The organism is Streptomyces sp. NPDC002640, assembly GCF_053592575.1.
The window spans coordinates 91,838-118,823 of the sequence record NZ_JBSFVZ010000024.1 but is presented as its reverse complement, the minus strand read 5'-3'; the positions used below and the strand labels follow the sequence as shown (position 1 = coordinate 118,823).

Sequence of the window (26,986 nt, the reverse complement as noted above, 5' to 3'; positions counted from 1 at the left end):
GTGCCCTCCGACCCGTCCTCCCGCGCCTTCTCCGAGCCGCGCAGCGTCACCGGCACCCCCTCCGCGGGTCCTTCGGCGGACGCGGTGGAGGTCCGCAGGAGCGCCCGCAGGCGCCGGACCGTCTCCGCCTACCGGGAGGGCGACCGCACCGTCGTGCTGATCCCGGCGCGCATGTCCGAGGCCGAGGAACGGCGCTGGGTCCGGGTGATGCTGGAGAAGCTGGCGGCCCAGGAGAGCCGGCGTTCCCTCGACGACTCGGACCTGGCGCAGCGGGCCGCCCGGCTGTCCGGCCAGTACCTCGACGGCCGCGCCCGGCCCGCCACCGTCCGCTGGGTGACCAACCAGAACAGCCGCTGGGGGTCCTGCACCCCCGCCGAGGGCAGCATCCGGCTCTCGCACCGGCTCCAGGGCATGCCCGAGTACGTGGTGGACTACGTGCTGCTGCACGAACTCGCCCATCTGCTGGTGCCCGGGCACGGCCCGGACTTCTGGCGGCTCCTGCAGACGTACCCCCGTACCGAGCGCGCCCGCGGGTACCTCGAAGGAGTGGTGGCCGCGGAACGGTTGCCGCACCTGCCCGCCGCGCGGCCCGGCGAGTCGGACTGATACGGACCGGGTCGGTCCGCGTTTCGTCGCGGCTCTGTCCCAACCGACGCGATCGTCAGGATTCCGGGCTAGCCTGTCCCAGCACCTTTTCGGACGGGATGGGGGACGGCGTTACGCATGGCCAGGGAATTCCAACGCGGCCACAAGGCCAAAATCAGTGATCTCACCGCGGGCACCGACCTCTACATCGGTGTGCGGATCGAGGGGCCCGGGCTGAGCTTCGACATCAGCTGCTTCGGGCTGGACGCCGACGAGCGTCTCTCGGACGACCGCTACTTCGTCTTCTACAACCAGCCGAAGTCGCCCGAGGAGGCGATCCAGCTGCTGGGTGAGCAGGCGGGCGACACGCAGTCGTTCAGGGTCACGCTCGACCGGATCCCGCCACAGGTCCAGAAGCTGTCGTTCACCGCGACCCTCGACGGCGCGGGACAGATGTCGCAGGTCGGCCACGGCTACGTGCGCATCGTCGCCGGAGGCGAGGAGGTGGCCCGGTACCCGTTCGCCGGAGCCGAGTTCTCCACGGAGCGCGCGGTGATGCTGGCGGACCTCTACCTGAAGGACGTCTGGCGGTTCGCCGCCGTCGGCCAGGGCTTCGACGGCGGACTCGACGCGCTGCTGAGGAACTTCGGCGGCGAGGTGGCGGAGGAGGAACCCGCCGCGCCCGCCACGCCCGCCGCACCGCAGGGCGCGCCGGGCTTCGCCGCCCCCGCCGCGCCCGCTCCCGCCTTCGGCGTGCCCGCCGCTCCGGCCGCACCCGCCGCTCCGGCGTTCGGCGTCCCGTCCGGTCCCGCCCCGGTGCCCGCGCAGCAGCAGCCGCAGGCCCCCGCGCCCGCGTTCGGCGCACCGCCCGCCCAGCCGCAGGCCCCGGCGCCCGCCGCCGCCCAGCCGTCCGGCTACGGCTTCCCGCCGCCCGGACAGCCCCAGCCCGGCCAGTTCCCGCCCGGCCACGGCCAGCCGCCCGGGCCGCCCGGAGCACCTGCGGCTCCGTCGGTCCACTCCGCGCCGACCGTGGCCGTCCCGACGGCCCCGCCCGGCTACGGGCAGCCCCCGGCCGCCCCCGGCATGCCGCCGGCCCCGGGCATGCCCGGCGCCGCCCACCCGCCCGTCGCCCCCGGCATGCCGGGAGCGCCCGGCATCCCCGGCCAGCAGGCGTACACCGGCGCCCCCAACGCCCCGCAGACCCCCGGTGTCGCGGGCGCGCTGAACCTGTACAAGGAGAAGCCCACCGGTCAGCGCTGGACCCAGCAGAACGAGAAGCTGGTCCGCGTCGACCTCAGCGTCGGCGGCCAGCCCGTCCTCGCCCGCCAGGGCAGCATGGTGCTGTACCAGGGCAAGGTCGAGTTCGGGTACAAGGGCGCCGGCTTCAGCGGCCGGATCGTCGGCAACGCCACCGGCCAGGAGATGCAGCTGATGCGCTGCACCGGCTACGGCCAGGTCTTCCTCGCCGAGAACGCGGCCCACCTGCACACCGTCGAACTCCAGGGCGACGCCCTGTGCGTCTCGGCGGAGAACGTGCTCGCCTTCGACGAGTCCCTTCAGTACGAGGTCCGCCGCGTCGAGGGGCACGGCATCCCCGGCGGCGCCCTGTTCACCATGCAGTTCCAGGGCGTCGGCACGCTGGTCCTCAAGACCCAGGGCGTCCCCGTGGTCCTGCCGGTCACGCCGACCACCTTCGCCGACGCCAACGCGGTGGTCGCCTGGTCGGCGGCCTCCCAGGTCATCGTCTCCAGCCAGGTGCGGATGCGGCGCAACGCCTACCCCGGCGACACCGGCGAGAGCGTCAACCTGCAGTTCCGGGGCGCCCCCGGCAACTTCATCGTCGTTCAGCCGTACGAGGTCTGAGGGAGCCCGACATGAACCAGCAGCTCGCGGGCCACGCCCCCGCACCCGTCGTCGCCCGCATGGAGAACCACGGGACCCACATGGCGAAGATCGCCATGCAGACGGGTCACGACCTGCTCGCCCGGGTCGGCTCCATGGTCGCCTACGAGGGCTTCGTGCAGTACGAGCCGAACCCGCCGGCCGTCCGGCAGATCGCCAAGGACTGGGTCACCGGCGAGGGCGCCCGGCTGATGCGCTGCCACGGCGACGGCATCCTCTACCTGGCGGACTACGGCGCCGACGTCGTCGTGATCAACCTCAACGGCGAGGCGATCTCCGTCAACGCCACCAACCTGCTCGCCTTCGACGCCCACCTCAAGTGGGGCGTCGAGCGGGTCAAGGGCATGGCCAAGTTCGCAGGACAGGGCCTGTGGAACACGAAGATCGAGGGCCAGGGCTGGGTGGCCATCACCTCCCGCGGCACCCCGATCGTGGTCGACTGCGGCGGCGGCGAGGACGAGACCTACGTCGACCCGGACTCGCTGATCGCCTGGTCCCCGAACCTCAAGGTGAAGGGCAAGCGCAGCTTCAAGGCGTCCTCGCTGATCGGCCGCGGCAGCGGGGAGGCCTTCCAGATGGCCTTCTCCGGCACGGGCATCGTGGTCGTCCAGCCGAGCGAGGACAGCACCGACCGCCTCCGGATCCGGGGCTGAGGGGGAGAACGACCGATCATGCAGAGCCCGATCTTCGCCTACAACGAGCAGCAGACCCAGGAGCACTGGAGCCTGCAGAACGGCCAGATGCTCCGCGTCCTGGTCGACGGCAACCGCGACGTGCTGGCCCGCAAGGGGTCCATGGTCGCCTACCAGGGACTCGTCGAGTTCGACGCCGAGTACCAGTCGGGCAACCAGCGCAACGCCCGCCGCCGGACCGGCGAGGGCCTGGACCTGATGCGCTGCCACGGGCAGGGCACCGTCTACCTGGCCAACCTCGCCCAGTACATCCACCTGGTGGACGTCGACCAGGACGGCCTCACCATCGACAGTTCCTACGTCCTGGCCATGGACTCGGCGCTTCACCACGAGGTCATCGCGGTGGACAGCCTCTACGGCATCTCCGGGTCCGGGAAGTACCAGCTCAACATCTCCGGCCGCGGCAAGGTCGCCCTCATGACCTCCGGCGCGCCGCTGATGCTCCAGGTCACCCCGGACCGGTACGTCAACGTGGACGCCGACGCGGTCATCGCCTGGTCGACCTCCCTGCGGGTGCAGATGCAGGCCCAGACCCACTCCTCCGGAGTATGGCGCCGCCGCGGCAACACGGGCGAGGGCTGGGAGCTCAGCTTCATGGGCACCGGCTTCGCGCTGGTCCAGCCCAGCGAACTGCTCCCGCCGCAGAACGCCCAGATCGGTTCCGGCGCCGCCGCCCAGTTCGGCATGGGCCAGCAGGGGGCGCGGGGGCAGAACCAGAACAACGCCTGGAACTGACAACGCCTGGAACCGACGGCGGCCGAACCGACGGCGCCGGAAACCGACAGTGCCCGGCACGAAGGGGCGGTCACCTCCGAGGGACCTCGAGGTGACCGCCCCTTCGTGCCCGCGGCCTCACAGCAGAGCCCGGGTCGCCTCCACCAGCCGTGCCACCGAGGCGTCCGCGACATCGGCGACCTCGTCGTAGGCGAACCAGCGCAGGTCCAGCGACTCGTCGCTGATGGCCTCCACCGCGCCGCGCGGGGCCAGCGCCGCGTACTGGACGTCCAGGTGCCAGGCGCAGGGCGTGTGGTGCCGGTCCAGCCGCACCGGCGTCCCGCCGAGCAGGCGCAGCCCGGGAACGCCGGACTCCTCCGTCGCCTCCCGCAGCGCCGCGCCGGCCACCGTGGTGTCGCCCGGTTCGCAGTGGCCGCCCATCTGCAGCCACATCTTCAGCTTGCGGTGGAAGGTCAGCAGCACCCGGTCGTTCTCCGGGTCGACGACCAGGGCGCTCGCCGTGATGTGCCCGTCCGCGCACTCGCGCCACATGCCGTCGGCGTGCTCGTCCAGGTGCTTGAGGTAGACGCGGCGGAGCTCCTCCTGGGAGTCCGTCGTGGTCTCCAGGCCGTCCAGCAGCCGGACCGCGTCGTCGTGCAGGGTCACTCGGAACCTTCGCCCTTCGGGTCGTCGTTCGTGTCGCCCTCGGGCGAGTCGCCGGGGCCGGCCTTCGGGGAGCGGCCGCCGTCGGCGCCGTCCTCCGCCGCACCGGTGTCCTGGGGACGGTCGGCGCCCTTGGCGCCGCCCGCCGCCTCGCCGAGCATCCGGTCCAGCTCGGAGAAGTCGAGCTGCTCCCGGTGGACGAAGCCGTCCGGGTCGTCCAGGTCGGTCGCGTTGGGCAGCATGTCGGGGTGGGCCCACAGGGCGTCCCGGCCGTCCACGCCGCGCGCGTCGGTGAGCGACGCCCACAGCCGTGAGGCGTCCCGCAGCCGGCGCGGCCGCAGCTCCAGGCCGATCAGCGTGGCGAAGGTCTGCTCCGCCGGACCGCCCGAGGCACGGCGGCGGCGCAGCGTCTCGCGGAGCGCCCCGGCGGACGTCAGACGCGGCGTGGCGGCGGCGTGGACCACCGCGTCCACCCAGCCCTCCACGAGCGCCAGAGCGGTCTCCAGGCGGGCCAGGGCGGCCTTCTGCTCGGGGGTGTCCTCGGGCTGGAACATGCCCTGCTGGAGCGCCTCCTGCAGCTGCTCCGGGTTCTGCGGGTCGAACTGGCCGACCACGTCCTCCAGCTTGGAGGTGTCCACCTTGATGCCGCGCGCGTACCCCTCGACGGCGCCGAACAGGTGCGACCGCAGCCACGGCACGTGGGCGAAGAGCCGCTGGTGGGCGGCCTCGCGCAGGGCCAGGTAGAGGCGGACCTCCTCCAGCGGTACACCGAGGTCCTTGCCGAAGGCCTCGATGTTGCGCGGGAGCAGGGCGGCCTTGCCGGCCGGGCCCAGCGGCAGGCCGATGTCGGTGGAACCGACCACCTCGCCGGCGAGCACGCCGACGGCCTGGCCGATCTGCGCGCCGAACATGGCGCCGCCCATCGAACGCATCATCCCGAGCAGCGGGCCCGCCATGGCCTGCATCTCGTCGGGCAGCACCTGGCCCATGGCCGTGCCGACCCGCTCGGCGACCGGGTCGACGAGTTCCTTCCACGCGGGCAGGGTCGCCTCGACCCACTCCGCGCGGCTCCAGGCCAGGGTCGTCGCCGCGCCGGACGGCAGGGACGTCACCCCGTCCAGCCACAGGTCGGCCAGGCGCACGGCCTCCTCGGCCGCGGCGCGCTCGGCGGGGCCGATGCTGGCGTCCTTGGTGCCGTTCGGGGCGCCCTGCGCGACCGCCTGGCGGGCGATCTGCTTGGCCATGTCCCAGTTCACCGGCCCGCCCTCGTAGGAGAGCATCTGGCCGAGCTGCTGGAAGGCGGCGCCCAGGTCGGCGGGGTTCATGCCCCCGGCGTTCGGGGCGCCGAACGCCCCGAAGAGGGACGCGAACGGATTGTCCCCGCCCGCACCGCCAAAGCCTCCGGCCCCGGGCGTGCCGAAGCCGAACGGGTTGGCCGGTCCCTGCCCACCGCCGCTCTGCTGGTCCTTCTTCTTGCCCTCGTCGCCGTCGTCCGGCTCCTCCGGCGGAAGGCCGAATCCGAATGGATTGTCACTCACGGGGTTCCTCGGCTGGTTGGGCCACCGGTCTCTCTCCGGCGGCGCGGCTGCCCGACAACACCACCCAGCGTAGACACCCCGGCCCGATAGAGCCTTGATGCTCCGCCGACCATCGGCCTGCGGCAGGATGGATGCCACCTGGTACGTACACGCGGCACGCGCGTTCCTCTCGAGACAACCGCTGGAGACGCCTGGTGAGTTCCCCAGATCCGCAGGTTCGCGCAGCGCGAAACGCCCCGGCCGACGCGTCGGCGGCCCGTCCCCCCGCCGGGCGGGGGCCCGTCGTGGCCGTCACCGGCGCGGCCTCCGGCGTCGGCGCGCTGCTGACCGAGCGGCTCGCCGCCTCCCCCGAGATCCGGGAGGTGGTCGCCCTCGACGAGCGGCGCGGCGACTGCGCCGCCGCCCGGTGGCAGATCCTCGACATCCGGGACCCCGCGATTGCCGAGCGGCTGCGCGGCGTGGACGTGGTCGTCCACCTGGCGGTCGACCTCGACCTGGAGACGGACCCGGCGGCCCGCACCGCCTACAACGTCCGCGGCACCCAGACCGTGCTCACCGCCTCAGCGGCGGCCGGAGTGCGGCGGGTGGTGCTCTGCACCTCCGCCATGGTCTACGGCGCGCTGCCGGACAACGAGCCGCCGCTGGCCGAGGACGCCGAGCTGCGGGCCACCGCGGAGGCCACGGCCGTCGGCGACCTGCTGGAGATCGAACGGCTCGGCCGCCGCGCGCCCCGCGCCCACCCCGGCCTCAACGTCACCGTGCTGCGGCCCGCCGTCCTGGTCGGCGGCGGCACCGATACGGCGCTGACCAGGTACTTCGAGTCGCCGCGGCTGCTGGTGGTGGCCGGTTCGCGGCCCGCCTGGCAGTTCTGCCACGTCGACGACCTGTGCTCCGCGCTGGAGTACGCGGTGCTGGAGAAGGTCGAGGGCGAGGTGGCCGTCGGCTGCGACGGGTGGCTGGAGCAGGAGGAGGTCGAGGAGCTCAGCGGGATCCGCCGCATGGAGCTGCCGTCCGCGGTGGCGCTGGGCGCGGCGGCGCGGCTCCACCGGATCGGCCTCACGCCGTCCCCGGCGGGCGACCTCGCCTACACGATGTACCCGTGGGTGGTCAGCGGCAGCCGGCTGCACGACGCCGGGTGGCGGCCGCGGTGGAGCAACGAGGAGGTCCTCGCCGAACTGCTGGCCGAGGTGGCCGGGCGGCACACGGTGGCCGGGCGGCGGCTCGGCCGCAAGGACGCCACGGCGGCCGGTGCCGCCGGCGCGACGGTGGCCCTCCTCGGCACGGCCGCGGTCATCCGCCGCGCCCGCCGGGCCCGCCGCCGCTGACCCCCGCGCCCCCGCCGCCTTCCGCCCGGCCCTGGGCCACCGGCCCGGGGCCACCGGGCCGCGCCGCCCTCCGCCCCGCCCGGGGCCACCGGGCCGCGCCGCCCCCGCCGCCGCCCTCCGCCCGGCCCGGGGCCACCCGGCCGCGCCGCCCGGCACCGCCCCGGCGACCTGCGTCGACGGGGCCGGGTCGGGCTTCCGGTGGCGGGGCGGGTGGGGCACGATGGCAGGCATGGCTGACTCCCACTCCTCCGACGTCCATCCGGGTGAGCGCGCCGCGCAGGACCCCGTCAAGCTGATCGCGGTCCGCGACACGCCGCTGTCCCTGGACGAGGTGTTCCGGGCCGTCGGGGACGACGCGGCCGGCGGGACCGCGCTGTTCGTCGGAACGGTCCGCAACCACGACGGGGGATCCGACGTGGACGCCCTGGGGTACTCCGCCCACCCCTCCGTCGAGGCGGAGCTACGGCGCGTGGCGGAGAAGGTGGCCGCCGACTTCCCCGTACGGGCGCTCGCGGCCGTCCACCGGGTGGGTGACCTCACGGTGGGTGACCTCGCCGTGGTGGTGGCGGTGTCCTGCCCGCACCGGGCGGAGGCCTTCGAGGCGTGCCGTCGGCTGATCGACGACCTCAAGCACGAGGTGCCGATCTGGAAGCACCAGCGGTTCGGCGACGGCACCGAGGAGTGGGTCGGCGCCTGCTGACGCCCGCCGCGCCGGCTCGCCCCCGCCCCGTCCGGCGGGGAAATCCCGCCCCGCCTCCGGTTGCGTAACCGGGGGGCGGATATGAGCGTTGTCACAGTAGATGGTTAATCTGCTGATCAGTCAGTTGCAGTCGCTCATTCGGGTTGGGAGGTCGGCATGGCGGCTCTCGCCTGGTTGCTGATTCCGCTGGTGGCTGCGATCGGCGCGAGTCTGTGGGGCACCTGGGCCCTGAGGACGCGCAGGACCCGGGGGGACGGACCGGAACTCGTCGGATACGCACGTTTCCGCGAGGCGATGGAGAGGTCCACCACCACGGTTTCCGGCTCCTGAGACACGCGCCGTCCGGCACAGGCGGGCGGAGTACCGGGGCGCCACCGGGGAGGCCCGTACGGACGGCCCCGGCGGTGCTCCGGCAGGCCGGTCCCGTACTGTCGTTCCATGCCACGCCGCACTGCGACGATGCTCGCCTCGACCCTGATGCTGATCGTGCTCCTGTGCGTGGGCCTGGCGGTCCCGACCGAGTACTCCGAGATGACGCCGGGCCCCACGGTGAACACCCTCGGCAAGCACGACGGCGAGCCCGTGCTGCAGATCTCCGGCCGCCGCACCTACCCGGCGGACGGCCACCTCAACATGACGACCGTCCGGGTGACCAGCCCGGACTACCGGCTCAACCTGGTCTCGGCGATGTACGGCTGGCTGGCCCACGACAACAAGGTCGTGCCGCACGAGACGCTCTTCCCGGAGGGTCAGACCGAGGAGGAGTCCAGCCAGGAGAACGCCGAGGAGTTCAGCCAGTCGCAGGAGAGCGCCAAGGTCGCCGCCCTGCGGGAACTGGACATCCCGGTGGAGTCCTGGGTCGTGGTCTCCACGGTGGTCAAGGACACCCCGGCCGAAGGGGTGCTGCACGCCGGCGACGTGATCAAGGCCGTCGACGGGACCGCGGTGAAGGAGCCCGGCGACGTCTCGAAGCTGGTCACCCGCCACCGGCCCGGCGACAGGGTCGTGTTCACCGTCGTGCCGGCCAAGGAGCAGGCGGCGGCCGAACGGGAGGGCCGCGCGGCCACCCGCACCAAGGAACTCACCATCACCACGGCGAAGTCCGAGGACGGCGGCAAGCCGCGCGCCATCGTCGGCATCGCGGCCGGGACCGACCACACCTTTCCGTTCCACATCGACATCAAGCTCGCCGACGTCGGCGGTCCCAGCGCCGGCCTGATGTTCGCGCTCGGCATCTACGACAAGCTCACGCCCGGCAGCCTCACCGGCGGCGCCTTCGTGGCGGGCACCGGCACCATCGACGACGCGGGCGAGGTCGGGCCCATCGGCGGCATCAGCATGAAGACGCTGGGCGCGCGCTCCAAGGGCGCGAAGTACTTCCTGACGCCCGAGAAGAACTGCGCCACCGCCGCCGAGGACGTCCCCGACGGCCTCACCCTGGTCCGGATCGGCACCATGGACGACGCCCTCGAGGCCCTCGAGGACATCCGCGAGGGCCGCACCGGCGAGCTCCCGCGCTGCGCCGCCGACTGACCCACCGACTGACCCACCGACTGACCCACCGACTGATCCGCCGACTGACCCACCGACGGGACCGCCGGCGGGACGGGATCCGCCGGCCCCCGCTGCGCCGGAGGAGTGACCCCCCCGGCGCCGGCAGGCCCCTCAGTCCTCGAAGGTGGCGGCGAGCGCCTCGGCCAGCCCGGGCACCAGGCCGGAACCGGTGAGCACCTCGGTGGCGGAGTCCTTCTCCCGCAGCCGCAGCGCGGACTCGCGGGAACCGTCGCGCAGCACGGCCACCGTCATCCGGACCTCCTGGCGCTGAGGGTGCTCGGCCACCCAGCGGGCCAGCCCGGCGTCGTCGAGGCCGATCGGCACCTCGGCCTCGGCCGTCGGCGGGAGCATCAGCCGCTCCACGGTGAGGGCGCAGCCCGCGACGGCGTCCGGCCAGGCGATGGTGGCGAGGAACTCGTCCAGCGGCTGCGACGCCGGGATCTCGTCCTGCTCGACGGGGGTGAGCGCGGCCTGCTCCGGCTCCTCCGGGAGACCGAGCTGGTCGGCGAGGGCGGGCTCCTGGGAGCGCAGCGCGGAGGTGTCGACGAGGGCGAAGAGACGGGCGGGCTGGTCCCAGCCGAGGGTGGAGGCGTACTCGTCGATCTCGAGCACGGCCCGGGTGAGCGGGTTCGCCGCCATGGGGGTGTTGGACATGGTCACAATCCTGCCTGGTATCCACCCGTAATCGGGAACTGGGTAAAGCCTCGGTAAGTTGCATACGTGGGGATCCATGATGAACGGGTCCCTCCCGCCGGGCCCGCGGAGGATCCGGCGGATCACCACTGACTTGAGGTGCGCACCTTGGCTTTCCAGATGCCGGACCGCGGCGGAGGCCCGACAGGGCCGCGGATCAGAGTGGGCCGCCCGTCCCGGCGGTCCCGGACCCTGCTCATGACGCTGGGCGTCCTTGCCGTCCTCGGCATGGCGTTCACCATGTTCGCCGGGTTCTGGACCGACTGGCTCTGGTACCGCTCGGTGGACTACTCGTCGGTCTTCACGACCACCCTCACCACGAAGATCGGGCTCTTCTTCGTCTTCGGCCTGCTGATGGCCGCCGCCGTGGGCGTCAACATCTGGCTGGCGCACCGGCTGCGACCGCCGCTGAGCGCCATGTCGGTCGAGCAGCAGAACCTCGACCGGTACCGGATGGGCATCGCCCCGTACAAGAAGTGGGTCCTGCTCGCGATCACGGCCCTGGTGGGCCTGGTCGCGGGTGCGTCGGCCGGCAGCCAGTGGCGCACCTGGCTCACCTGGATCAACGGCGTGGACTTCGGCCGCAAGGACCCCCAGTTCGGTCTGGACGTCGCCTTCTACGCCTTCGACCTGCCCTGGTACCGGTTCCTGCTGGGCTTCGGCTTCGCCGCCGTGATCCTCTCGCTGATCGCGGCCGCCGTCACCCACTACCTGTACGGCGGTCTGCGCCTCAGCTCGCCGGGCGCCAAGGCCACCGGCGCGGCGACCGGGCACCTTTCGGTGCTCTTCGGCCTGTTCGTGGCCCTCAAGGCGGTCGCCTACTGGCTGGACCGGTACGGCCTGGCCGTGAAGTCCAGCGACTTCAAGGCCACCGACAACTGGACCGGCCTGCGGTACGTCGACGCCAACGCCTACCTGCCGGCCAAGACGATCCTCTTCTGCATCGCCGTCATCTGCGCCGTGCTGTTCTTCGCCACGCTGTGGCGGCGGACCTGGCAGCTGCCGGTCATCGGCTTCGGCCTGATGGTCCTGTCCGCGCTGCTGATCGGCGGCCTGTACCCGGCCATCGTGCAGAAGTTCCAGGTCCAGCCGAACGAGCAGGCCAAGGAGGCGCCGTACGTCGCGAAGAACATCGACGCGACGCGCTACGCCTACGACATCGACGACACCAAGGTCACCGGGTACTCCGGCCGCGGCGCCGACCCGGAGCAGAAGCCGGAGCTGCGGGGCGAGGCCGACGCGGCCGCCAGCATCCGCCTGCTCGACCCGAACATCGTCTCGCCGACGTTCCAGCAGCGGCAGCAGATCCGCAGCTACTACGGCTTCCCGGAGAACCTCGACGTCGACCGGTACACGGTGGACGGCCAGACCCAGGACACCGTGATCGGCCTGCGTGAGCTCGACCTGAACGGCGTGCCCAAGCGGAACTGGATCAACGACCACTTCCGCTACACCCACGGCTACGGCGTGGTCGCGGCCAAGGGCACCGAGGCCGACAGCGAGGGCCTGCCGGTCTTCACCGAGTCGGACCTGCCGTCCAAGGGCCAGCTCGGCTCCTACCAGCAGGCCGTGTACTACGGCGAGAAGACCACCCAGTACTCGATCGTCGGCGGTCCGCAGGAGGAGATCGACTACTCCAAGGACGGTCAGGAGGTCGGTACCCGGTACAAGGGCGACAGCGGCGTCAGCCTGGCGAACCCGCTCAACCGGGCCGCGTACGCGGTGGCCTTCAGCGAGCCGCAAATCCTCTACTCGGGCGCCATCGGCGAGGGCTCCAAGGTCCTCTACAACCGCACGCCCAAGGAGCGGGTCGAGGCGGTCGCCCCGTGGCTGACCATCGACGGCGACCCGTACCCGGCGGTGATCGGCGGCAAGATCCAGTGGATCGTCGACGCCTACACCACCTCCAACGGCTACCCGTACGCCTCGCGCACCACCCTCGGCGACACCACCTCCGACTCGCTGACCACCGACCAGCGGGCGGTGATCGCCCAGCAGGACCGGGTCAACTACATCCGCAACTCGGTCAAGGCGACGGTCGACGCCTACACGGGTGACGTCAAGCTCTACGAGTGGGACACCAAGGACCCCGTCCTGAAGACCTGGATGAAGGCCTTCCCGGACACCGTGGAGCCGCGTACGGCCATCTCCGACGAGCTGATGGCCCACCTGCGGTACCCGCAGGACCTCTTCAAGGTCCAGCGTGAGCTGCTGACCCGCTACCACGTCTCCTCGGACGACGCCGAGACGTTCCTCAGCGGCAGCGAGGTCTGGCAGGTGCCGGACGACCCGACCACCCGGGCCGGCGAGGCGGTGCCGCCGTACTACCTCTCCATGAAGATGCCGGACCAGCAGAAGCAGGCCTTCTCGCTGACCACGACGTTCACGCCCAACGGCCGCGACAACCTGAGCGCCTTCATGGCGGTCAACGCCGAGGCGGGCACGGACGACTACGGCAGCATCCGGATCCTGAAACTGCCGACCAGCACCACCGTCCAGGGCCCCAAGCAGGTCCAGTCGATGTTCAACTCCGAACAGGACATCGCCGAGACGATCCGGCTGCTGCGCGGCGGCGACTCCGAGGTCGAGTACGGCAACCTGCTGACGGTGCCGCTGGACGAGGGCCTGCTCTACGTCGAGCCGGTCTACGTCCGCGGCGGTGGCCTCAAGTACCCGCTGCTGCGCAAGGTGCTGGTGAGCTACAACGGCCAGACCGCCTTCGAGGACACCTTGGGGCAGGCCCTGGACAAGGTGTTCGGCGCGGGCGGCGAGGCCCAGCCGCCCGAGGAGGAGACCCCGCCCGGTGAGGACACCCCGCCGGACACGGGTGACCCCACGCTCGACCAGGCCCTGAAGGACGTCCAGGAAGCCTTCGACGCGGGCCAGGAGGCCTTCAAGAAGGGTGACTGGGAGGCCTACGGACGGGCACAGGAAGATCTCGAGGAGGCGCTGAGGCGCGCCGAGGAGGCCCGGGCCCCCTCGGCCGGTGACTGACCCTTCCGGTCGGTAGCTGACCGAAGCGCCATTACCGGATCTTCGGATTCGGCGCAAGGCCCGGGTCCCTCGTTCGGGGGAACCGGGCCTTGTCCGTTCCGGACTTCGGTGCAGGCCGGCAGGGGTCAACACCCCTTGCGGCAGTTGGGCAGTTGGGCTGCCCGGGTTTTACTTGTCTCTCTGTGGGCATGTCGACAAAACGCTGAAGTGACCTCCAAGGCTGCGGTATACCAGGTGTACCCGGGGTTCGGGTGGTGCGACGATGGACGTTATGGGGGACAAGGGAACTCTGTTGGACACAGGGCGATTTGCACCGTCCGTCGATCCGGACGGGCTCGCTGGGGCCGATGAGGCCACCGGTGTCGAGGGAGCCGGGCAGGCCACCGGCTTCGTAGGCGACCCTGTGGACGAGGCGGGCCGTCGGATCGCCGCGGAGGCCGGCGACATCGAGGCGATGAGCGTCCTCGGCGCCATGCTGCTGCGCCGCGGCGACCTGGACGGGGCCGAGGGCCCGCTGCGCGTTGCCACCGCGGCCGGTGACCGGGCCGCCGCCAACAACCTGGGGGTCCTCCTCCACCAGCGCGGCTACGCCGACGAGGCGGCCGGCTGGTGGCGCATCGCCGCCGTGGCGGGCTCCGCCGCCGCCGCGCACGCCCTCGGACGCCACCTGCGCGAGCGCGGGGACGAGCCCGGCGCCGAGTACTGGCTGCGCCAGGCGGCCGAGGAGGGCCACGTGCTGGGCGCCTACGCCCTGGCCGACCTGCTCGAGCACCGGGGCGCGACCGCCGAGGCCGAGACCTGGCTGCGGACCGCCGCCGACCGCGGCCACCGGGAGGCCGCCTACCGCCTCGCCCAGGCCCTCGAGCGCCGTACCGCCGAGGCGTCCCCGGCCGACGCCCCCGCGGGCCGCGCCGGGCGCGCAGCGCGCGCCGCGGGCCGCGGGGCCGGGGGGCGGGCCGACACCGCCTCCCGGGAGGCCGAGCAGTGGTACCGGCAGGCCGCCGCCCGCGGCCACCACCAGGCCGCGCTGCGCCTCGGCGAGATCCTGGAGCGCCGCGGCGACCTCAAGGAGGCCGGCCGCTGGTACCTGACCTCCGCCAAGGGCGGGGAGGCCCGTGCCGCGTGCGCGCTGGGCCACCTGCTCCGTGACGCCGGGGACACCGAGAACGCCGCCTCCTGGTGGCTCAAGGCGGCCCGGGACGGCGACGGCGCGGCCGCCAACGCCCTGGGCGCGCTGCACGCGGAGCGCGGCGAGACCCAGACCGCCGCGCGCTGGTACCGCGCCGCGCTCGACGCCGGCGACGTCAACGGCGCCTACAACCTGGGCCTGCTCTGCGCCGAACAGGGCCGCACGGCGCAGGCCGAGCAGTGGTACCGCCGTGCCGCCTACGCCGGGCACCGGGAGGCCTCCAACGCGCTGGCCGTCCTGCTGCTGGGCAACGGCGACCCGGCGGGCGCGGAGCCGTGGTTCTCCAAGGCGGCCGAGGCGGGCAGCGTGGAGGCCGCCTGCAACCTCGGCATCCTGCACAGCAACCGGGGCGAGGAGAAGGAGGCGCTGCGCTGGTTCGAGCGCGCCGCCTCGGCCGGGCACCCGGACGCGGCGCTCCAGGTCGGCGTGGCCCTGCTGCGCGACGGCGAGGAGCAGGAGGCCGAGCGGTACCTGCGCTGCGCGGCCGGGGCGGGCAGCGCCGAGGCGGCCTACCGGCTGGCCATGGTGCTGGACCGCCGCCGTCCGCCGGCGCCCGCGCACGAGCTGGGCCCGTGCGCGCACCAGAAGACCGAGTGCGAGGAGTGGTACGAGCGGGCCGCCGGGCAGGGGCACCGCAAGGCGCAGGTCAGAGCTGGCATGCTGGCCGCCGCGCGGGGCGACATGGAGGAGGCCGCCCGCTGGTACCGGGAGGCCGCCCAGGCCGGTTCGGAGAGCGGCGCGTTCAACCTCGGCCTGCTGCTGGCCCGCGAGGGCAGCGAGGCGGAGGCCGTGCTCTGGTGGAAGCGGGCCGCGGCCGCCGGGCACGGAGGCGCCGCGCTGCGTCTGGCGCTCGCCCACGCCCGGCGCGGCGAGCTGTCCGAGGGGCAGCGCTGGGCCGAGCGCGCCACCGCGCTGGGGCCGGACAAGGTCCGCGAGCGCGCGGCCCGGCTCGGCGCCGTGCTGCGCGAGGAACTCTCCGCCTGACGGCCCCTCCGCCGGGGCCGACCGGATCGGATTTGCGCGTCACGCCCACGTCGCGTAGTGTTCAACGAGTCGACGCGGGGTGGAGCAGCTCGGTAGCTCGCTGGGCTCATAACCCAGAGGTCGCAGGTTCAAATCCTGTCCCCGCTACTGAACCCGAAGGGGTCGGACCGGTTCTCCGGTCCGACCCCTTCGGCGTTGTCCCGCCACGCCACGCGCCGCCGCGGGGGGCGCCCGGTGGGGGCGGAGGGTCCCCGGTGGCGGGCTGGGGTGACGTCGACTGGCCCGGCGGTGCGGGAGGCGTCAGGCGGTGCACTCCGGGCACAGGCCGCGGTAGGTGACCTCGACATCGGAGACGGTGAACCCGAAGCGCTCGGCGGCCGGCAGGTCGGCCAGCGGGTCCCCGGTCGGATGGACGTCCTTGATGGCGCCGCAGCCCGCGCACACCAGGTGGTGGTGCGGCCGGTGGGCGTTCGGGTCGTAGCGCTTGGCGCGCCTGTCCGTCGTCACCTCGACGACCTCGCCGAGGGAGACCAGTTCGCCCAGCGTGTTGTAGACGGTCGCCCGGGAGATCTCCGGCAGCTTGGCCGCGGCACGGGCGTGGACCTCGTCGGCCGTCAGGTGGACGTGCTCGCCTTCGAGGACCTCGGCCACCACGCGCCGCTGTGCGGTCATGCGCCAGCCGCGTCCGCGCAGGCGTTCCAACAGGTCGCTCATGGTGCTCAGCCTAACAGCGGCGCGGGAGCCTGTCTCGAATTGGACACGGTCTAAGTTCCGTCGGCATCGCGGCGGGAGAGGCATCGCAGCACGTCACGGACCGACACGATGCCCGCCGGCTCACCGTTCTCCAGGACCACGAGGTGCCGGAAACCGCCGTGCGCCATGGCCCGGACGGCGTCCTGGATGCTCCACGACGGATGGGCGAAGACCACGTCGGCGGTGAGGTGGGCGTGGGCGCGCTCGACGTCCGGGTCCTGCCCCAGGCCGAGGGAGTTGAGTATGTCCCGTTCGGTGAGGATGCCCGGATGGGCCGCCTCCGGGTCGAGCACGAGCGCCGCACCGACGCGGCGGGACGACATCAGGACGGCGGCCTGGCGCAGGGTGTGGGCGGGGCCCACGGTGAGCAGCGCCTTGGTCATCGCGTCGCGGACGAACATCGGCCGGAGTCACCTCCTCCTGTGAGGCGCCGCAGCGCCGGAAGTGCCGACGTCGCAGTGCCGCAGCACAGCAGCACAGCAGTGCTGGAGCACCGCAGCGCCGCAGCGCCGCAGCGCCGCAGCGCCGCAGCGCCGCAGCGCCGCAGCACCGAGGCACCGGGAAGCGCCGGAGCGGCGGCGCGGCGCGCCCGCGCACCAGGGCTTCGCCGTCGCGCGGAACCGGGGACGTCGTCAGCGTCGCAGCCGGGCGGGCGGTCGACAAGACGTCACCCCGGGGCGCGCGGGGCGTCCCGGGGCGTCGGGGGCGTGCGGAGGCGTCGCGGGGGCGCCGCGCCGGCTCGGTAGCGCTGGTTGGTCAGTAGCGCTGGTTGAGGTGGCCGAGCAGCTCGTCGTGGAGCAGGCCGTTGGAGGCGGCCGCGTTGCCGCTGTGGGGGCCGGGGCGGCCGTCGAGGCCGGTGAAGACGCCGCCCGCCTCGGTGACGATCACGGCGGTGGCCGCCATGTCCCACAGCGAGAGCTCCGGCTCCGCACAGATGTCCACGGACCCCTCGGCCACCATCATGTACGGCCAGAAGTCGCCGTAGGCGCGGGTCCGCCACACCTCGCGGGTCAGGTCCAGGAAACCGTCGAGGCGCCCCTGCTCCTCCCAGCCGGTCAGCGAGGAGTAGGCGAACGAGGCGTCCTCCATCCGCGACACCTTGGACACCCGCAGCCGCGAGGCCGAGGACAGGCTGCGGCCGGTGTACGCGCCGTGGCCCTTCGCCGCCCACCAGCGGCGGCCCAGCGCGGGCGCGGAGACCACGCCGACGACGGGCTGGTAGCCGCCCTCGCCGGCCTCCATCAGCGCGATCAGCGTGGCCCAGACCGGCACGCCGCGCACGTAGTTCTTCGTGCCGTCGATCGGGTCGATCACCCAGCGGCGGGGGCCGGTGCCCTCCACGCCGTACTCCTCGCCGAGGATCGCGTCCCGTGGCCGTGCGCGCTGGAGCTGGCCGCGGATCAGTTCCTCGGCCGCCTTGTCGGCCTCGCTCACCGGCGTCATGTCCGGCTTGGTCTCGACCTTCAGGTCGAGCGCCTTGAAGCGGGCCGTCGTCGCGGCGTCGGCGGTGTCCGCCAGGACGTGGGCGAAACGCAGGTCATCCAGGTAGTCGGCCATGGCGGAAACCGTATCGGCCGGGCGCGCGGCGGGGCTACACGGGGCGGAGAGGGGTTGACGCCAGGGCCGTGAGGCCCTGTCCCCGAGGGCGCCGGGGGCCTTGACAGTGACCTGGGTCACGTCAAGTCTGGGCGCAGACCCCGGGAGCGGGGCGGACCGCGGAGCGGTCCGGGGGGAGGCGACGATGCGCACGGCACGCGACACGCTGCTGGAGGCCGCCGAGAGGGCGCTGGACGGGCAGCCCTGGGCGGTGGTGAGGATGGTCGACGTGGCCGCCGCGGCCGGGGTCTCCCGGCAGACCCTCTACAACGAGTTCGGCAGCAAGGAGGGCCTCGCCCGCGCGCTGGTGCGGCGGGCGGCCGACGCCTACCTGGCCGGGCTGGACCGCGCGCTGGCCTCGCACACCGATCCGCGGGAACGGCTCGCCGCGGTGGCCGAGTGGACGGTGCGGGCCGGCCGGGGGAGCGTGATCGCCCGGGCACTGCTCACCGGGTGCTGGGGCGAGGGGCTGCCGGCGCCGGTGCTCACGGCGGTGCCGTCGTCGTCGGCGGTGCCGGCGCAGCGGCGGGCGGACGGAGCGCTGCCGTCGCCGTCGGAGCTGGTCGCCCTCGCGCGGGACCGGGCCGTGGCGGCACTGGGGGCGGCGCCGGGCGCCGCGCGGGCCTGCGAGCTCGCCGTCCGCGTGGGCCTCTCCTGCGTCCTCGCGCCCCCACCCCCGGGCACCACCCCCACCGACCTCCTCCGCACCGCCCTGCCCCGCCGCGCCTGAGACCCCCGCTCGGCCGTCACGGGAGGGTGGCGGTCCAGGCGGTGACCGCGGTGGTCACCAGGTCGAGGGCGTCGGACCGGGTGAGGGGGGCGCGCTTGGGGACGGCGAGGCCGTGGTCGGCGTGCGGCACGACCGCGGCGGGACGCAGCCCGGCGGGGAACTCCTCGGGCCGGCCGAACGGGTCGTTCGCGCCCTGGACGACCAGGAGCGGAACGGTGACCGACGCGAGCTCATCCACCCGGGACCGTTCCGGCCGCCCCGGCGGGTGCAGCGGGAAGCTGAGCGCCAGCACGGCGGCGGCGCCGAGCTCCCCCGCCGTGCGGCACGCCACCCGGGCCCCCGCGCTCCGGCCCCCGGAGATCACCGGCAGGCCCTGCCGGGACACCGCCGGCCAGATGCCCCGCCACCCCACGTCCAGCGTCTTCGGCGCCGGAGCCACCTTCTTGCCCGCGACCCGCCACGGCTGCTCCACCAGCGCGACGGTCACGCCGTGCCGCGGCAGCACCGACGCCAGCGCCTGGAGGTCGCCCGCCTCCACACCGCCCCCGGCGCCGTGGCTCACCGCCAGCACCAGCCGGGCGTCACGCGCCCGCCGCCAGGTGATCCGGGCCTCCCCGGCCTCGGTGGCGACCAGCTCGGTCACGGCCTCGGGACCCGCGGCACCGGACGCCGCGGAACTCGCCGAACTCGCCGAACTCGCCGAACTCGCCGAACTCGCCGAACTCGCCGAACTCGCCGAACGCGCTGAACTCGCTGAACTCTCGGAATGCGTCACGTCAGAAGAGTGTGCCCTCCTCCGGTCCCGCCAGCTCCTTCAGCAGCTCCGGCCCGTTGTTGCGGACGTTGCTGACCGCGGTGGAGACCGGGTAGGCACGCATCAGCCCGCCCGGCGGCGGGGCGAGGAGCGCCCGCAGCTCCTCCGGGTCCTCACGGCGCGGGTCGAGCCAGGCGTCCCAGCGGTCGGGGGTGAGCATCAGCGGCATCCGCGGATGGATGTCGGCCAGCGCCCGCGGCCCCTCGGCGGGGGCGACGCCGAGCGGCGAGGTCTCCGCCTCGGTGGTGATCACCGAGCAGGTGGCCCACCATGCCCGCGGATGGTCGTCCGGCAGCGTGCGGTCGCGCCAGAACTCGTACAGCCCGGCCATCGCGAAGACCGAGCCGTCGACCGGTGTGACGAAGTACGGCTGCTTGCGCGCCCGCTTGCGCCGCCCCTCGACCTCCAGGTCCCGCTCCTCCTTGCCGGTGACCCACTCGTAGTAGCCGTCGGCGGGCAGCAGGCAGCGGCGTGAGGCGAACGCCCGGCGGTAGCTGGGCTTCTCGTGCACCGTCTCGGCGCGGGCGTTGATCATGCGGGCCGCGCCCTCGGGGGACTTCGCCCAGGCCGGCACCAGCCCCCACTTCAGGCGCCGCAGCTGCCGCACCGGCCGAGGGTCGCCGGAGCCCTTCAGCGGGCGGTCCAGGACGACGAACACCTCCTTGGTCGGGGCGATGTTGTAGTCCGGTGCGAAGGACTCCTCCGGCACGCCGCCGGAGGTTCCGGAACCGGGCGGCGGGGGAAGGAGACCGGCCTCGACGCCGAAGATGTCCGCGAGGTCCTCCGGAGCCCGCGTGGATGCATACCGTCCGCACATACGTGCCACACTGCCAGGCCGGGCCCTCGCCGGACCACCGGCCCCGGCATCCCGCACGCCCCGGACCACGAGCCCGGAACACGAGCCCGGACACGAGCCCGGGACATCGGCGTCCCCCTCAGGACGCCGCCGCACACCGCGAAGGAGACCGCGCGATGGACCAGGTCCTCGGCCGCCAGCCCGACCCAGACCTGTGGGTGGTGGTCGCCACCGCCGTGGCCGCGCTGGCCGTGGTGGTGCCGTCCGCGGTCTGGCGCCTGGCCCGCAACGCCGTGACCATCGCGCACGAGGGAGGCCACGCCCTGGTGGCGCTGCTGACCGGCCGCACCCTCACCGGGATAAGGCTGCACTCCGACACCAGCGGTCTCACCGTCAGCAGGGGCAAGCCCCGGGGCGTCGGCATGGTGCTGACCGCCCTGGCCGGCTACACCGCGCCCCCGCTGCTCGGCCTCGGCGGCGCGGCGCTGCTCTCCGAGGGCCGGATCACCCTGCTCCTGTGGCTGGCCACGGCGCTGCTGCTGGCCATGCTGGTGATGATCCGCAACGTCTACGGGGTGATCACCGTGCTGCTCACCGGCGCGCTGTTCCTCCTGGTGTCCTGGCGGACCGGCCCGCAGGTGCAGGCGGCGTTCGCCTACGCCGTGGTGTGGTTCCTCCTGCTGGGCGGCGTCCGTCCGGGTTTCGAGCTCCAGCGGGAGCGGCGGCGCAACCCCACCGGCGCGTCCGACGCCGACCAGCTCTCCTCGCTCACCGGTACGCCGCCCGCGCTCTGGCTCTTCCTCTTCCACGTGGTGTCGCTGTGCTCGCTGATGGGCGGCGCGCGGTGGCTGCTCGACCTCTGACCGCGGGCACCTGGCGCCGGGGGCCCTCGCGCCGGGGCACCTCGCGCCGTGGGCGTCTTGCAGTGTGGGCGTCTTGCAGTGTGGGCGTCCGAGGCGTGGAAATGCCGCTACCACAGACCTGTTTCGGCGGTATTTCCCCGATTTTGATCAAGAATCTCCCCCGCGGTCAGCCACTAGAGTGGGCCCTATGACCGTTCACTCCCCGCAGCAGACCGACCTCTGGCCCGCCCCCACCGCGAGCGGGCCCGTCGACGCGACGGTCCACGTGCCGGGATCGAAATCGGTCACCAACCGCGCGCTGGTGCTGGCCGCCCTGGCCTCCGAGCCGGGCTGGATCCGCCGCCCGCTGCGCTCGCGCGACACGCTGCTGATGGCGGAGGCGCTGCGCGCGCTGGGCGTCGGCATCGAGGAGACCATCTCCTCCAACTCCACGGTCACCCCCGGCGGCGAGAAGGCCGGCGAGGCGTGGCGCGTCATCCCCGCGCCGCTGGCCGGCCCGGCCACCGTCGACGTCGGCAACGCCGGCACCGTCATGCGCTTCCTGCCCCCCGTGGCGGCCCTCGCCGACGGTCCCGTCCACTTCGACGGCGACCCCCGCTCCCACGAGCGTCCGCTGCACGGCGTGATCGACGCCCTGCGCGCCCTCGGCGCCCGGATCGACGACGAGGAGCGCGGCACCCTCCCGCTGACCGTGCACGGCGGCGGCGCCCTGGACGGCGGGCCGGTCGAGGTCGACGCCTCGTCCTCCTCCCAGTTCGTCTCCGCGCTGCTGCTCTCCGGAGCCCGCTTCAACCAGGGCGTCGAGGTCCGGCACACCGGCGCCACCCTGCCCTCGCTGCCGCACATCCAGATGACGGTGGACATGCTGCGCGCGGCCGGTGCCCAGGTGGACGCCCCCGGGTCCGGCGGCGAGGCGAACGTCTGGCGCGTGACGCCCGGCGCCCTGCTGGGCCGCGACCTGACCGTCGAGCCCGACCTGTCCAACGCGCAGCCGTTCCTCGCCGCCGCCCTGGTGACGGGCGGACGCGTGATCGTCCCGGACTGGCCGGAGCGCACCACCCAGCCCGGCGACCGGCTGCGGGAGATCTTCACCCGGATGGGCGGGGCCTGCGAGCTCAAGGAGTACGGCCTGGTGTTCACCGGCACCGGCCGGATCCACGGCATCGACGTGGACCTCTCCGAGGTCGGCGAGCTCACCCCCGGCATCGCCGCGGTCGCCGCCCTCGCCGACTCGCCGTCCACCCTGCGCGGCGTGGCCCACCTGCGGCTGCACGAGACCGACCGGCTGGCCGCGCTCACCAAGGAGATCAACGGACTCGGCGGCGACGTCACCGAGACCGCCGACGGCCTGCACATCCGGCCGCGCCCCCTGGGCGGCGGCGTCTTCCACACCTACGACGACCACCGGATGGCCACCGCCGGCGCCGTCATCGGCCTCGCCGTCGAGGGGGTGGAGATCGAGAACGTGGCCACCACCGCCAAGACCCTGCCCGACTTCACAGAGCTGTGGACGGGCATGCTCGAGGACCGGCGGTAGGGCGGAACCATGCGTCGCTACGGCAAGCACACCGACGAGGACGACATTCGCAGCCGCCCCAACCGCAAGGGCAACCGGCCGCGGACCCACATCCGGCCCAAGCACGAGGACGCGGCCGGGGGACTGGTCCTCACCGTGGACCGCGGGCGGCTGACCTGCCTGGTCGACGGCCGCACGGTGACCGCCATGAAGGCGCGCGAACTGGGCCGCAAGGCCGCCGTGGTCGGTGACCGGGTGGCCCTGGTCGGCGACCTCTCCGGCGCCAAGGACACCCTGGCGCGGATCGTCCGCATCGAGGACCGCACCTCCGTGCTGCGCCGCACGGCCGACGACGACGACCCGTACGAGCGGGTGGTGGTCGCCAACGCCGACCAGCTCGCCATCGTCACCGCCCTCGCCGACCCCGAGCCCCGGCCCCGGCTGATCGACCGCTGCCTGGTGGCCGCCTTCGACGGCGGTCTGACCCCGCTGCTGGTGCTCACCAAGTCGGACCTGGCCTCGCCGGACAAGCTGCTGGAGCTCTACGGCGCCCTCGACATCCCCTACGTCGTCACCAGCCGCGAGGAACTCGAGGACGGCGGCGCCGCCGACCGGGTGCGCGAGCACCTGGCCGGCAAGGTCACCGCCTTCGTGGGCCACTCCGGCGTCGGCAAGACCACCCTGGTCAACGCGCTGGTGCCGCCCGAACGCCGGCGGATCACCGGCCATGTGAACGCGGTGACCGGCCGCGGCCGGCACACCACCACCTCCGCCCTGGCGCTGCCGCTGGAGGGCGCCGAGGGCTGGGTCGTCGACACGCCCGGCGTGCGGTCGTTCGGTCTCGCCCACATCGACCCCTCCCGGGTCATCCACGCCTTCCCCGACCTCGACGAGGGGACCGCGGACTGCCCCCGTGCCTGCAGCCACGACGAGCCCGACTGCGCCCTCGACCAGTGGGTCGCCGACGGCCACGCCGACCCGGCGCGGCTGTACTCCCTCAGGCGGCTGCTCTCGACGCGGGAGGCGCGAGAAGGGGACTGAGCGGGGCAATCCAGGCATAATCGCGTCAACCGGTCCGGATCGTGCGGCCGCGGAGCCTGACGGATGCGGAGGACACCCCATGGCGTGGCTGCTGGTCGTGGTCGCCGGGCTGCTCGAGACGGGATTCGCGGTCTGCCTCAAGCTCTCCCACGGCCTCACCCGGCTCTATCCCACCCTCGCCTTCTGCGTCTTCGCGCTGGGCAGCTTCGGCCTGCTCACCCTGGCGCTCAAGCGGCTGGACGTGGGGCCCGCCTACGCGGTGTGGACCGGTATCGGGGCCGCGGGCACGGCGATCTACGGCATGGTCTTCCTGGGGGACACGGTCTCCGTGCTGAAGATCGTCTCGATCGGCCTGGTCATCTGCGGCGTGATCGGGCTCCAGCTCACCGGGTCCGTGCACTGAGCCGTCTCCGTGCGCCGGGCCGCCGTGCCGCGGGTCTCCCGGTGGCACGGGAATGCGTCGGTGGGGCGTGAGGTTGAAGGGGGAGAACGACACGTCCTGACCAGTCGCCCCGGGAGGAATCCGCCGCATGGGATCCGTTGCGTGCCCCAGCCGCCGCGCCACCGAACTCGAGTGGTCGGTGCTCCCCTCGTCGCGCACGGGCGCCGCCCGGCGGGCGGCCGGAGGGGATCTTCGTCTATCCTCCGATTCGAGTGGCACGTCACTGGAGGAGGTGGGTCCGGTCGCCGGGACCGACGCGGAACAGCCCGCGAGCGCCGAGGGCGCCGAGGGCAGGCGGACGACCGAGACGGACGAGGAGCGCAGCGCCCGCTTCGAGCGGGACGCGCTGGAGTTCCTCGACCAGATGTACTCGGCCGCGCTGCGCATGACGCGCAACCCGGCCGACGCCGAGGACCTGGTGCAGGAGACCTACGCCAAGGCGTACGCGTCCTTCCACCAGTTCCGTGAGGGCACCAACCTCAAGGCCTGGCTGTACCGCATCCTCACCAACACGTTCATCAACTCCTACCGCAAGAAGCAGCGGGAGCCCCAGCGCAGCGCCGCCGAGGACATCGAGGACTGGCAGCTGGCGCGCGCCGAGTCGCACATGTCGACGGGCCTGCGGTCCGCCGAGTCGCAGGCGCTGGACCACCTGCCGGACTCCGACGTGAAGTCGGCGCTGCAGGCGATCCCCGAGGAGTTCCGCATCGCCGTCTACCTGGCGGATGTCGAGGGGTTTGCCTACAAGGAGATCGCGGACATCATGGGGACACCCATCGGCACGGTGATGTCCCGGCTGCACCGGGGCCGCCGTCAGCTGCGCGGCATGCTGGAGGACTACGCCCGCGACCGCGGACTCGTCCCCGCCGGCGCCGGCAAGTCGAACGAAGCGAAAGGCTCGGGCTCATGAGCTGTGGAGAGCCGCACGAGACGGACTGCACGGAGATCCTCGACCACCTCTACGAGTTCCTCGACCGTGAGATGCCGGACTCGGCCTGCGCGAAGTTCGAGGAGCACTTCGAGGAGTGCTCGCCCTGCCTGGAGAAGTACGGCCTGGAGCAGGCCGTGAAGAAGCTGGTCAAGCGCTGCTGCGGCCATGACGACGTGCCGGCCGACCTGCGCGCCAAGGTGATGGGCCGCATCGAGCTGATCCGCTCGGGCGAGACGGGCCACGGCCCCGCCGGGCCGGACGTCAAGACCCAGGGCGCGTCGGTGACGCCCGCGTCATCCGGCGACGCCTGAGCTTTCACCCTTACGTGCTAATCCGCGGGTCATAGGCCCGCGGATTCACCTATCAGGCTCCCTGTACCCCATTCGGCCGTTCTACGCTCCGAGGCAGAACGGGCACGAACCGGACCGCGCCGGTCCGGGCCGGGGGAGGGGGCGCCATGGGGTCGGTTCCGGCGGCATCGGTGCCGGTCGGCGCGCGTGTCTACGCGGTCGCCGCCGTCCTCGCCGCCGGCCTCTGCCTGTCGCCCCTCCCGCAGTTGCACGCACCGTGGTGGGCCGTCCTCCTGCTGGCGGCCGTCTACGCCGCCTGCGGACAGGCGGGACGCCGGACCGGGCTGGACGCCTTCTACCCGGTCCTGCTCGCCGCCGCCTTCCTGCTCCCCCCGCCCGCCGCCGCCCTGGTGGCCGTGCCGGGCACCCTCCTCGCGCCGGTCACCGACCCGCCGCGGCTCCTGCGCCGCGCCTGGCGGGCCGCCAGCCTGTGCCTGTCGGTCCACGCCGCCGCGTGGACGTACTGGGTGCTCGGCGGCCGGGACGCCGTGGTCGCCTCCGACCTGCCGGGGGCGCTGCTCGCCGCCGCCCTCGCCGTGCCGGTGTTCTGCGCCACCGCGGTCCTGCTGGACGGCGGGATGAGGATCCTCGCCGACCGCGCCCCGGTACGCGCCGCCTGGTGGCCCCCCTTGGTCCGCTCCCTCCCGCCGATGGCGGTGCACGGCCTCGCCGGCGTGATGATGGCCCTCCTGTGGCGCTCCCCGCACGGACCGGCCGCCGCGCTCCTCGTCCTCCTGCCGATGTACGTCACCTGGTGGGTGTTCGCCCACTCCGACCGGGAACGCGCCGCCCACCGGTCCACGGTGCGGGCCCTGGTGCGGGCCGTCGACCTCAAGGACGGCTACACCCGCGGCCACAGCGAACGGGTCGGCCAGGCCTCCGTGATGATCGCCCGGGAACTCGGCATGGACGACGAGCGGGTCGAGGTCATCCGCTTCGCCGGCATCCTCCACGACGTCGGCAAGATCGGCGTCCCCACCCGGCTGCTCCGCAAGGACGGGCCGCTCACCCCGGCCGAACGCCGGGCGATCGAGCTGCACCCGGAGTACGGGCACGAGATGACCCGCGGCATCGGCTTCCTGGAGGAGGCGAGGGCGGCCATCCTCCACCACCACGAACGCCTCGACGGCAGCGGCTACCCGTACGGGCTGTCGGGGTGCCAGATCCCCGAGTGCGCGCGCGTGGTCGCCGTCGCCGATGCCTTCGACGCGATGACCTCCACCCGTTCCTACCGCCGGGCCCGGCCCGTCACGGCCGCGCTCCAGGAACTCGCCCGCTGCGCCGGCACCCAGTTCGACCCGCGCATGGTCACCGCCCTCACGCGCGCGCTCGACCGGCACGGCTGGAACCCCGTCGTCACCTCGGACGACCCGGCCCCGCCCGCCCCGCCACCGGGTGGGCCCCCGTCCCGGGACGGGACCGCGGCGGGCGGAAGCGCCGGGAACGGCGCCGGGGTCAGCGCCGGGGTCAGCGCCGGGGCCGGGGACGGGGCCGAGGTGAGCGCCGGGGTCAGCGCCGGAGGCGGGGCCGAGGACGGGGCCGGGGCCGGGGACAGCCTCGGGGTCAGCGCCCGGCACGGAGCCGAAAACAATGCTGGGCACGCAGCCGAGAGCAAGGCCGG

At 73.4% G+C, this 26,986-nt stretch carries 24 protein-coding genes, 1 tRNA gene and 1 pseudogene; 18 read left to right on the top strand and 8 right to left on the bottom strand.

Going from position 1 to position 26,986, the window contains the following annotated elements:
- From ACWD3O_RS27400 to ACWD3O_RS27385, 4 genes are all read left to right on the top strand, one after another.
- On the top strand, positions 1-606 hold the full coding sequence (locus tag ACWD3O_RS27400) for a M48 metallopeptidase family protein (RefSeq protein WP_451417713.1): 606 nt from the start codon (positions 1-3) through the stop codon (positions 604-606).
- A gap of 117 nt (positions 607-723) precedes the next feature.
- On the top strand, positions 724-2,448 hold the full coding sequence (locus ACWD3O_RS27395; protein ID WP_451417712.1) for a TerD family protein: 1,725 nt from the start codon (positions 724-726) through the stop codon (positions 2,446-2,448).
- Positions 2,449-2,459: 11 nt separating this feature from the next.
- On the top strand, positions 2,460-3,140 hold the full coding sequence (locus ACWD3O_RS27390) for an AIM24 family protein (protein ID WP_451410319.1): 681 nt from the start codon (positions 2,460-2,462) through the stop codon (positions 3,138-3,140).
- Between the two features lie 18 nt (positions 3,141-3,158).
- A complete protein-coding gene (locus ACWD3O_RS27385) occupies positions 3,159-3,914 on the top strand; it encodes an AIM24 family protein (RefSeq protein WP_451410320.1) in 756 nt (251 codons plus the stop codon).
- Between the two features lie 117 nt (positions 3,915-4,031).
- Here the strand turns inward: ACWD3O_RS27385 and ACWD3O_RS27380 are convergent, their stop codons facing one another.
- Positions 4,032-4,559 (bottom strand): NUDIX hydrolase, encoded by a 528-nt coding sequence (locus ACWD3O_RS27380; protein ID WP_451417711.1) that lies wholly within the window; start codon positions 4,557-4,559, stop codon positions 4,032-4,034.
- Positions 4,556-6,094, bottom strand: coding sequence for a zinc-dependent metalloprotease (locus ACWD3O_RS27375; protein WP_451410322.1), 1,539 nt, complete (start codon positions 6,092-6,094; stop codon positions 4,556-4,558). Before ACWD3O_RS27375 ends, ACWD3O_RS27380 begins: the two co-directional genes overlap by 4 nt.
- Before the next feature lie 194 nt (positions 6,095-6,288).
- On the opposite strand from ACWD3O_RS27375, the gene ACWD3O_RS27370 reads away from it, so the two are divergent.
- From ACWD3O_RS27370 to ACWD3O_RS27360, 3 genes are all read left to right on the top strand, one after another.
- The gene (locus ACWD3O_RS27370; protein ID WP_451410323.1) at positions 6,289-7,419 is read left to right on the top strand and encodes an SDR family oxidoreductase; all 1,131 of its coding nucleotides are present in this window, start codon (positions 6,289-6,291) and stop codon (positions 7,417-7,419) included.
- A gap of 229 nt (positions 7,420-7,648) precedes the next feature.
- Positions 7,649-8,119, top strand: a complete 471-nt coding sequence (locus tag ACWD3O_RS27365) for a molybdenum cofactor biosynthesis protein MoaE (RefSeq protein WP_451410324.1) — start codon at positions 7,649-7,651, stop codon at positions 8,117-8,119.
- 438 nt (positions 8,120-8,557) lie between these two features.
- Positions 8,558-9,652, top strand: a complete 1,095-nt coding sequence (locus tag ACWD3O_RS27360; RefSeq protein ID WP_451410325.1) for a YlbL family protein — start codon at positions 8,558-8,560, stop codon at positions 9,650-9,652.
- A gap of 132 nt (positions 9,653-9,784) precedes the next feature.
- Here the strand turns inward: ACWD3O_RS27360 and ACWD3O_RS27355 are convergent, their stop codons facing one another.
- Positions 9,785-10,327: a PPA1309 family protein gene (locus tag ACWD3O_RS27355; protein WP_451410326.1), complete on the bottom strand. Its 543-nt coding sequence runs from the start codon at positions 10,325-10,327 to the stop codon at positions 9,785-9,787.
- 138 nt (positions 10,328-10,465) lie between these two features.
- Between ACWD3O_RS27355 and ACWD3O_RS27350 the strand changes: the two genes are divergently transcribed.
- From ACWD3O_RS27350 to ACWD3O_RS27340, 3 genes are all read left to right on the top strand, one after another.
- On the top strand, positions 10,466-13,360 hold the full coding sequence (locus ACWD3O_RS27350; protein ID WP_451417710.1) for a UPF0182 family membrane protein: 2,895 nt from the start codon (positions 10,466-10,468) through the stop codon (positions 13,358-13,360).
- A gap of 271 nt (positions 13,361-13,631) precedes the next feature.
- Positions 13,632-15,533, top strand: a complete 1,902-nt coding sequence (locus ACWD3O_RS27345) for a tetratricopeptide repeat protein (protein WP_451417709.1) — start codon at positions 13,632-13,634, stop codon at positions 15,531-15,533.
- Positions 15,534-15,606: 73 nt separating this feature from the next.
- Positions 15,607-15,680 (top strand) — tRNA-Met (locus ACWD3O_RS27340).
- Between the two features lie 153 nt (positions 15,681-15,833).
- Here ACWD3O_RS27340 and ACWD3O_RS27335 read toward each other — a convergent pair.
- The 3 genes from ACWD3O_RS27335 to hisN form a co-directional block, all read right to left on the bottom strand.
- Positions 15,834-16,247, bottom strand: a complete 414-nt coding sequence (locus ACWD3O_RS27335; protein ID WP_451417708.1) for a Fur family transcriptional regulator — start codon at positions 16,245-16,247, stop codon at positions 15,834-15,836.
- A 50-nt stretch (positions 16,248-16,297) separates the two neighbouring features.
- A complete protein-coding gene (locus ACWD3O_RS27330; protein WP_451410330.1) occupies positions 16,298-16,687 on the bottom strand; it encodes a CBS domain-containing protein in 390 nt (129 codons plus the stop codon).
- Positions 16,688-17,042: 355 nt separating this feature from the next.
- Positions 17,043-17,843, bottom strand: coding sequence for a histidinol-phosphatase (gene hisN / locus ACWD3O_RS27325; protein ID WP_451410331.1), 801 nt, complete (start codon positions 17,841-17,843; stop codon positions 17,043-17,045).
- 184 nt (positions 17,844-18,027) lie between these two features.
- Here hisN and ACWD3O_RS27320 point away from each other — a divergent pair, with 184 nt between their 5' ends.
- Positions 18,028-18,612, top strand: coding sequence for a TetR/AcrR family transcriptional regulator (locus ACWD3O_RS27320; RefSeq protein ID WP_451410332.1), 585 nt, complete (start codon positions 18,028-18,030; stop codon positions 18,610-18,612).
- 16 nt (positions 18,613-18,628) lie between these two features.
- On the opposite strand, the gene ACWD3O_RS27315 is transcribed toward ACWD3O_RS27320, so the two are convergent.
- Positions 18,629-19,255 carry an alpha/beta hydrolase family protein gene (locus ACWD3O_RS27315; RefSeq protein ID WP_451410333.1) on the bottom strand — a complete coding sequence of 209 codons (627 nt, stop codon included), beginning with the start codon at positions 19,253-19,255 and terminating at the stop codon, positions 18,629-18,631.
- A gap of 133 nt (positions 19,256-19,388) precedes the next feature.
- Positions 19,389-20,243 carry an SOS response-associated peptidase gene (locus ACWD3O_RS27310; protein ID WP_451417707.1) on the bottom strand — a complete coding sequence of 285 codons (855 nt, stop codon included), beginning with the start codon at positions 20,241-20,243 and terminating at the stop codon, positions 19,389-19,391.
- Between the two features lie 155 nt (positions 20,244-20,398).
- On the opposite strand from ACWD3O_RS27310, the gene ACWD3O_RS27305 reads away from it, so the two are divergent.
- From ACWD3O_RS27305 to ACWD3O_RS27275, 7 genes and pseudogenes are all read left to right on the top strand, one after another.
- Positions 20,399-21,085 carry a M50 family metallopeptidase gene (locus ACWD3O_RS27305; RefSeq protein ID WP_451417706.1) on the top strand — a complete coding sequence of 229 codons (687 nt, stop codon included), beginning with the start codon at positions 20,399-20,401 and terminating at the stop codon, positions 21,083-21,085.
- A 187-nt stretch (positions 21,086-21,272) separates the two neighbouring features.
- Positions 21,273-22,622: a 3-phosphoshikimate 1-carboxyvinyltransferase gene (aroA, locus tag ACWD3O_RS27300; protein WP_451410336.1), complete on the top strand. Its 1,350-nt coding sequence runs from the start codon at positions 21,273-21,275 to the stop codon at positions 22,620-22,622.
- A 9-nt stretch (positions 22,623-22,631) separates the two neighbouring features.
- Positions 22,632-23,642, top strand: coding sequence for a ribosome small subunit-dependent GTPase A (gene rsgA / locus ACWD3O_RS27295; RefSeq protein ID WP_451417705.1), 1,011 nt, complete (start codon positions 22,632-22,634; stop codon positions 23,640-23,642).
- Between the two features lie 79 nt (positions 23,643-23,721).
- Positions 23,722-24,045, top strand: a complete 324-nt coding sequence (locus tag ACWD3O_RS27290) for a DMT family transporter (protein WP_356130447.1) — start codon at positions 23,722-23,724, stop codon at positions 24,043-24,045.
- Positions 24,046-24,316: 271 nt separating this feature from the next.
- The gene (locus ACWD3O_RS27285; protein WP_356130449.1) at positions 24,317-24,994 is read left to right on the top strand and encodes a sigma-70 family RNA polymerase sigma factor; all 678 of its coding nucleotides are present in this window, start codon (positions 24,317-24,319) and stop codon (positions 24,992-24,994) included.
- The gene (gene rsrA / locus ACWD3O_RS27280) at positions 24,991-25,326 is read left to right on the top strand and encodes a mycothiol system anti-sigma-R factor (RefSeq protein WP_451417704.1); all 336 of its coding nucleotides are present in this window, start codon (positions 24,991-24,993) and stop codon (positions 25,324-25,326) included. Before ACWD3O_RS27285 ends, rsrA begins: the two co-directional genes overlap by 4 nt.
- 146 nt (positions 25,327-25,472) lie before the next feature.
- Positions 25,473-26,783, top strand: a pseudogene (locus ACWD3O_RS27275) (HD-GYP domain-containing protein); the annotation flags it as partial.
- Positions 26,784-26,986: the final 203 nt, after the last annotated feature.

What these genes read in the sequence shown, in the direction of transcription:
- ACWD3O_RS27395 (WP_451417712.1), top strand. Translation starts at nt 724, where the DNA reads ATGGCCAGGGAATTCCAACGCGGCCACAAGGCCAAAATCAGTGATCTC.
- ACWD3O_RS27390 (WP_451410319.1), top strand. Translation starts at nt 2,460, where the DNA reads ATGAACCAGCAGCTCGCGGGCCACGCCCCCGCACCCGTCGTCGCCCGC.
- ACWD3O_RS27385 (WP_451410320.1), top strand. Translation starts at nt 3,159, where the DNA reads ATGCAGAGCCCGATCTTCGCCTACAACGAGCAGCAGACCCAGGAGCAC.
- ACWD3O_RS27365 (WP_451410324.1), top strand. Translation starts at nt 7,649, where the DNA reads ATGGCTGACTCCCACTCCTCCGACGTCCATCCGGGTGAGCGCGCCGCG.
- ACWD3O_RS27360 (WP_451410325.1), top strand. Translation starts at nt 8,558, where the DNA reads ATGCCACGCCGCACTGCGACGATGCTCGCCTCGACCCTGATGCTGATC.
- ACWD3O_RS27355 (WP_451410326.1), bottom strand. Translation starts at nt 10,327, where the DNA reads ATGTCCAACACCCCCATGGCGGCGAACCCGCTCACCCGGGCCGTGCTC.
- ACWD3O_RS27345 (WP_451417709.1), top strand. Translation starts at nt 13,632, where the DNA reads ATGGGGGACAAGGGAACTCTGTTGGACACAGGGCGATTTGCACCGTCC.
- ACWD3O_RS27335 (WP_451417708.1), bottom strand. Translation starts at nt 16,247, where the DNA reads ATGAGCGACCTGTTGGAACGCCTGCGCGGACGCGGCTGGCGCATGACC.
- ACWD3O_RS27330 (WP_451410330.1), bottom strand. Translation starts at nt 16,687, where the DNA reads ATGTTCGTCCGCGACGCGATGACCAAGGCGCTGCTCACCGTGGGCCCC.
- hisN (WP_451410331.1), bottom strand. Translation starts at nt 17,843, where the DNA reads ATGGCCGACTACCTGGATGACCTGCGTTTCGCCCACGTCCTGGCGGAC.
- ACWD3O_RS27320 (WP_451410332.1), top strand. Translation starts at nt 18,028, where the DNA reads ATGCGCACGGCACGCGACACGCTGCTGGAGGCCGCCGAGAGGGCGCTG.
- ACWD3O_RS27310 (WP_451417707.1), bottom strand. Translation starts at nt 20,243, where the DNA reads ATGTGCGGACGGTATGCATCCACGCGGGCTCCGGAGGACCTCGCGGAC.
- ACWD3O_RS27305 (WP_451417706.1), top strand. Translation starts at nt 20,399, where the DNA reads ATGGACCAGGTCCTCGGCCGCCAGCCCGACCCAGACCTGTGGGTGGTG.
- aroA (WP_451410336.1), top strand. Translation starts at nt 21,273, where the DNA reads ATGACCGTTCACTCCCCGCAGCAGACCGACCTCTGGCCCGCCCCCACC.
- rsgA (WP_451417705.1), top strand. Translation starts at nt 22,632, where the DNA reads ATGCGTCGCTACGGCAAGCACACCGACGAGGACGACATTCGCAGCCGC.
- ACWD3O_RS27290 (WP_356130447.1), top strand. Translation starts at nt 23,722, where the DNA reads ATGGCGTGGCTGCTGGTCGTGGTCGCCGGGCTGCTCGAGACGGGATTC.
- rsrA (WP_451417704.1), top strand. Translation starts at nt 24,991, where the DNA reads ATGAGCTGTGGAGAGCCGCACGAGACGGACTGCACGGAGATCCTCGAC.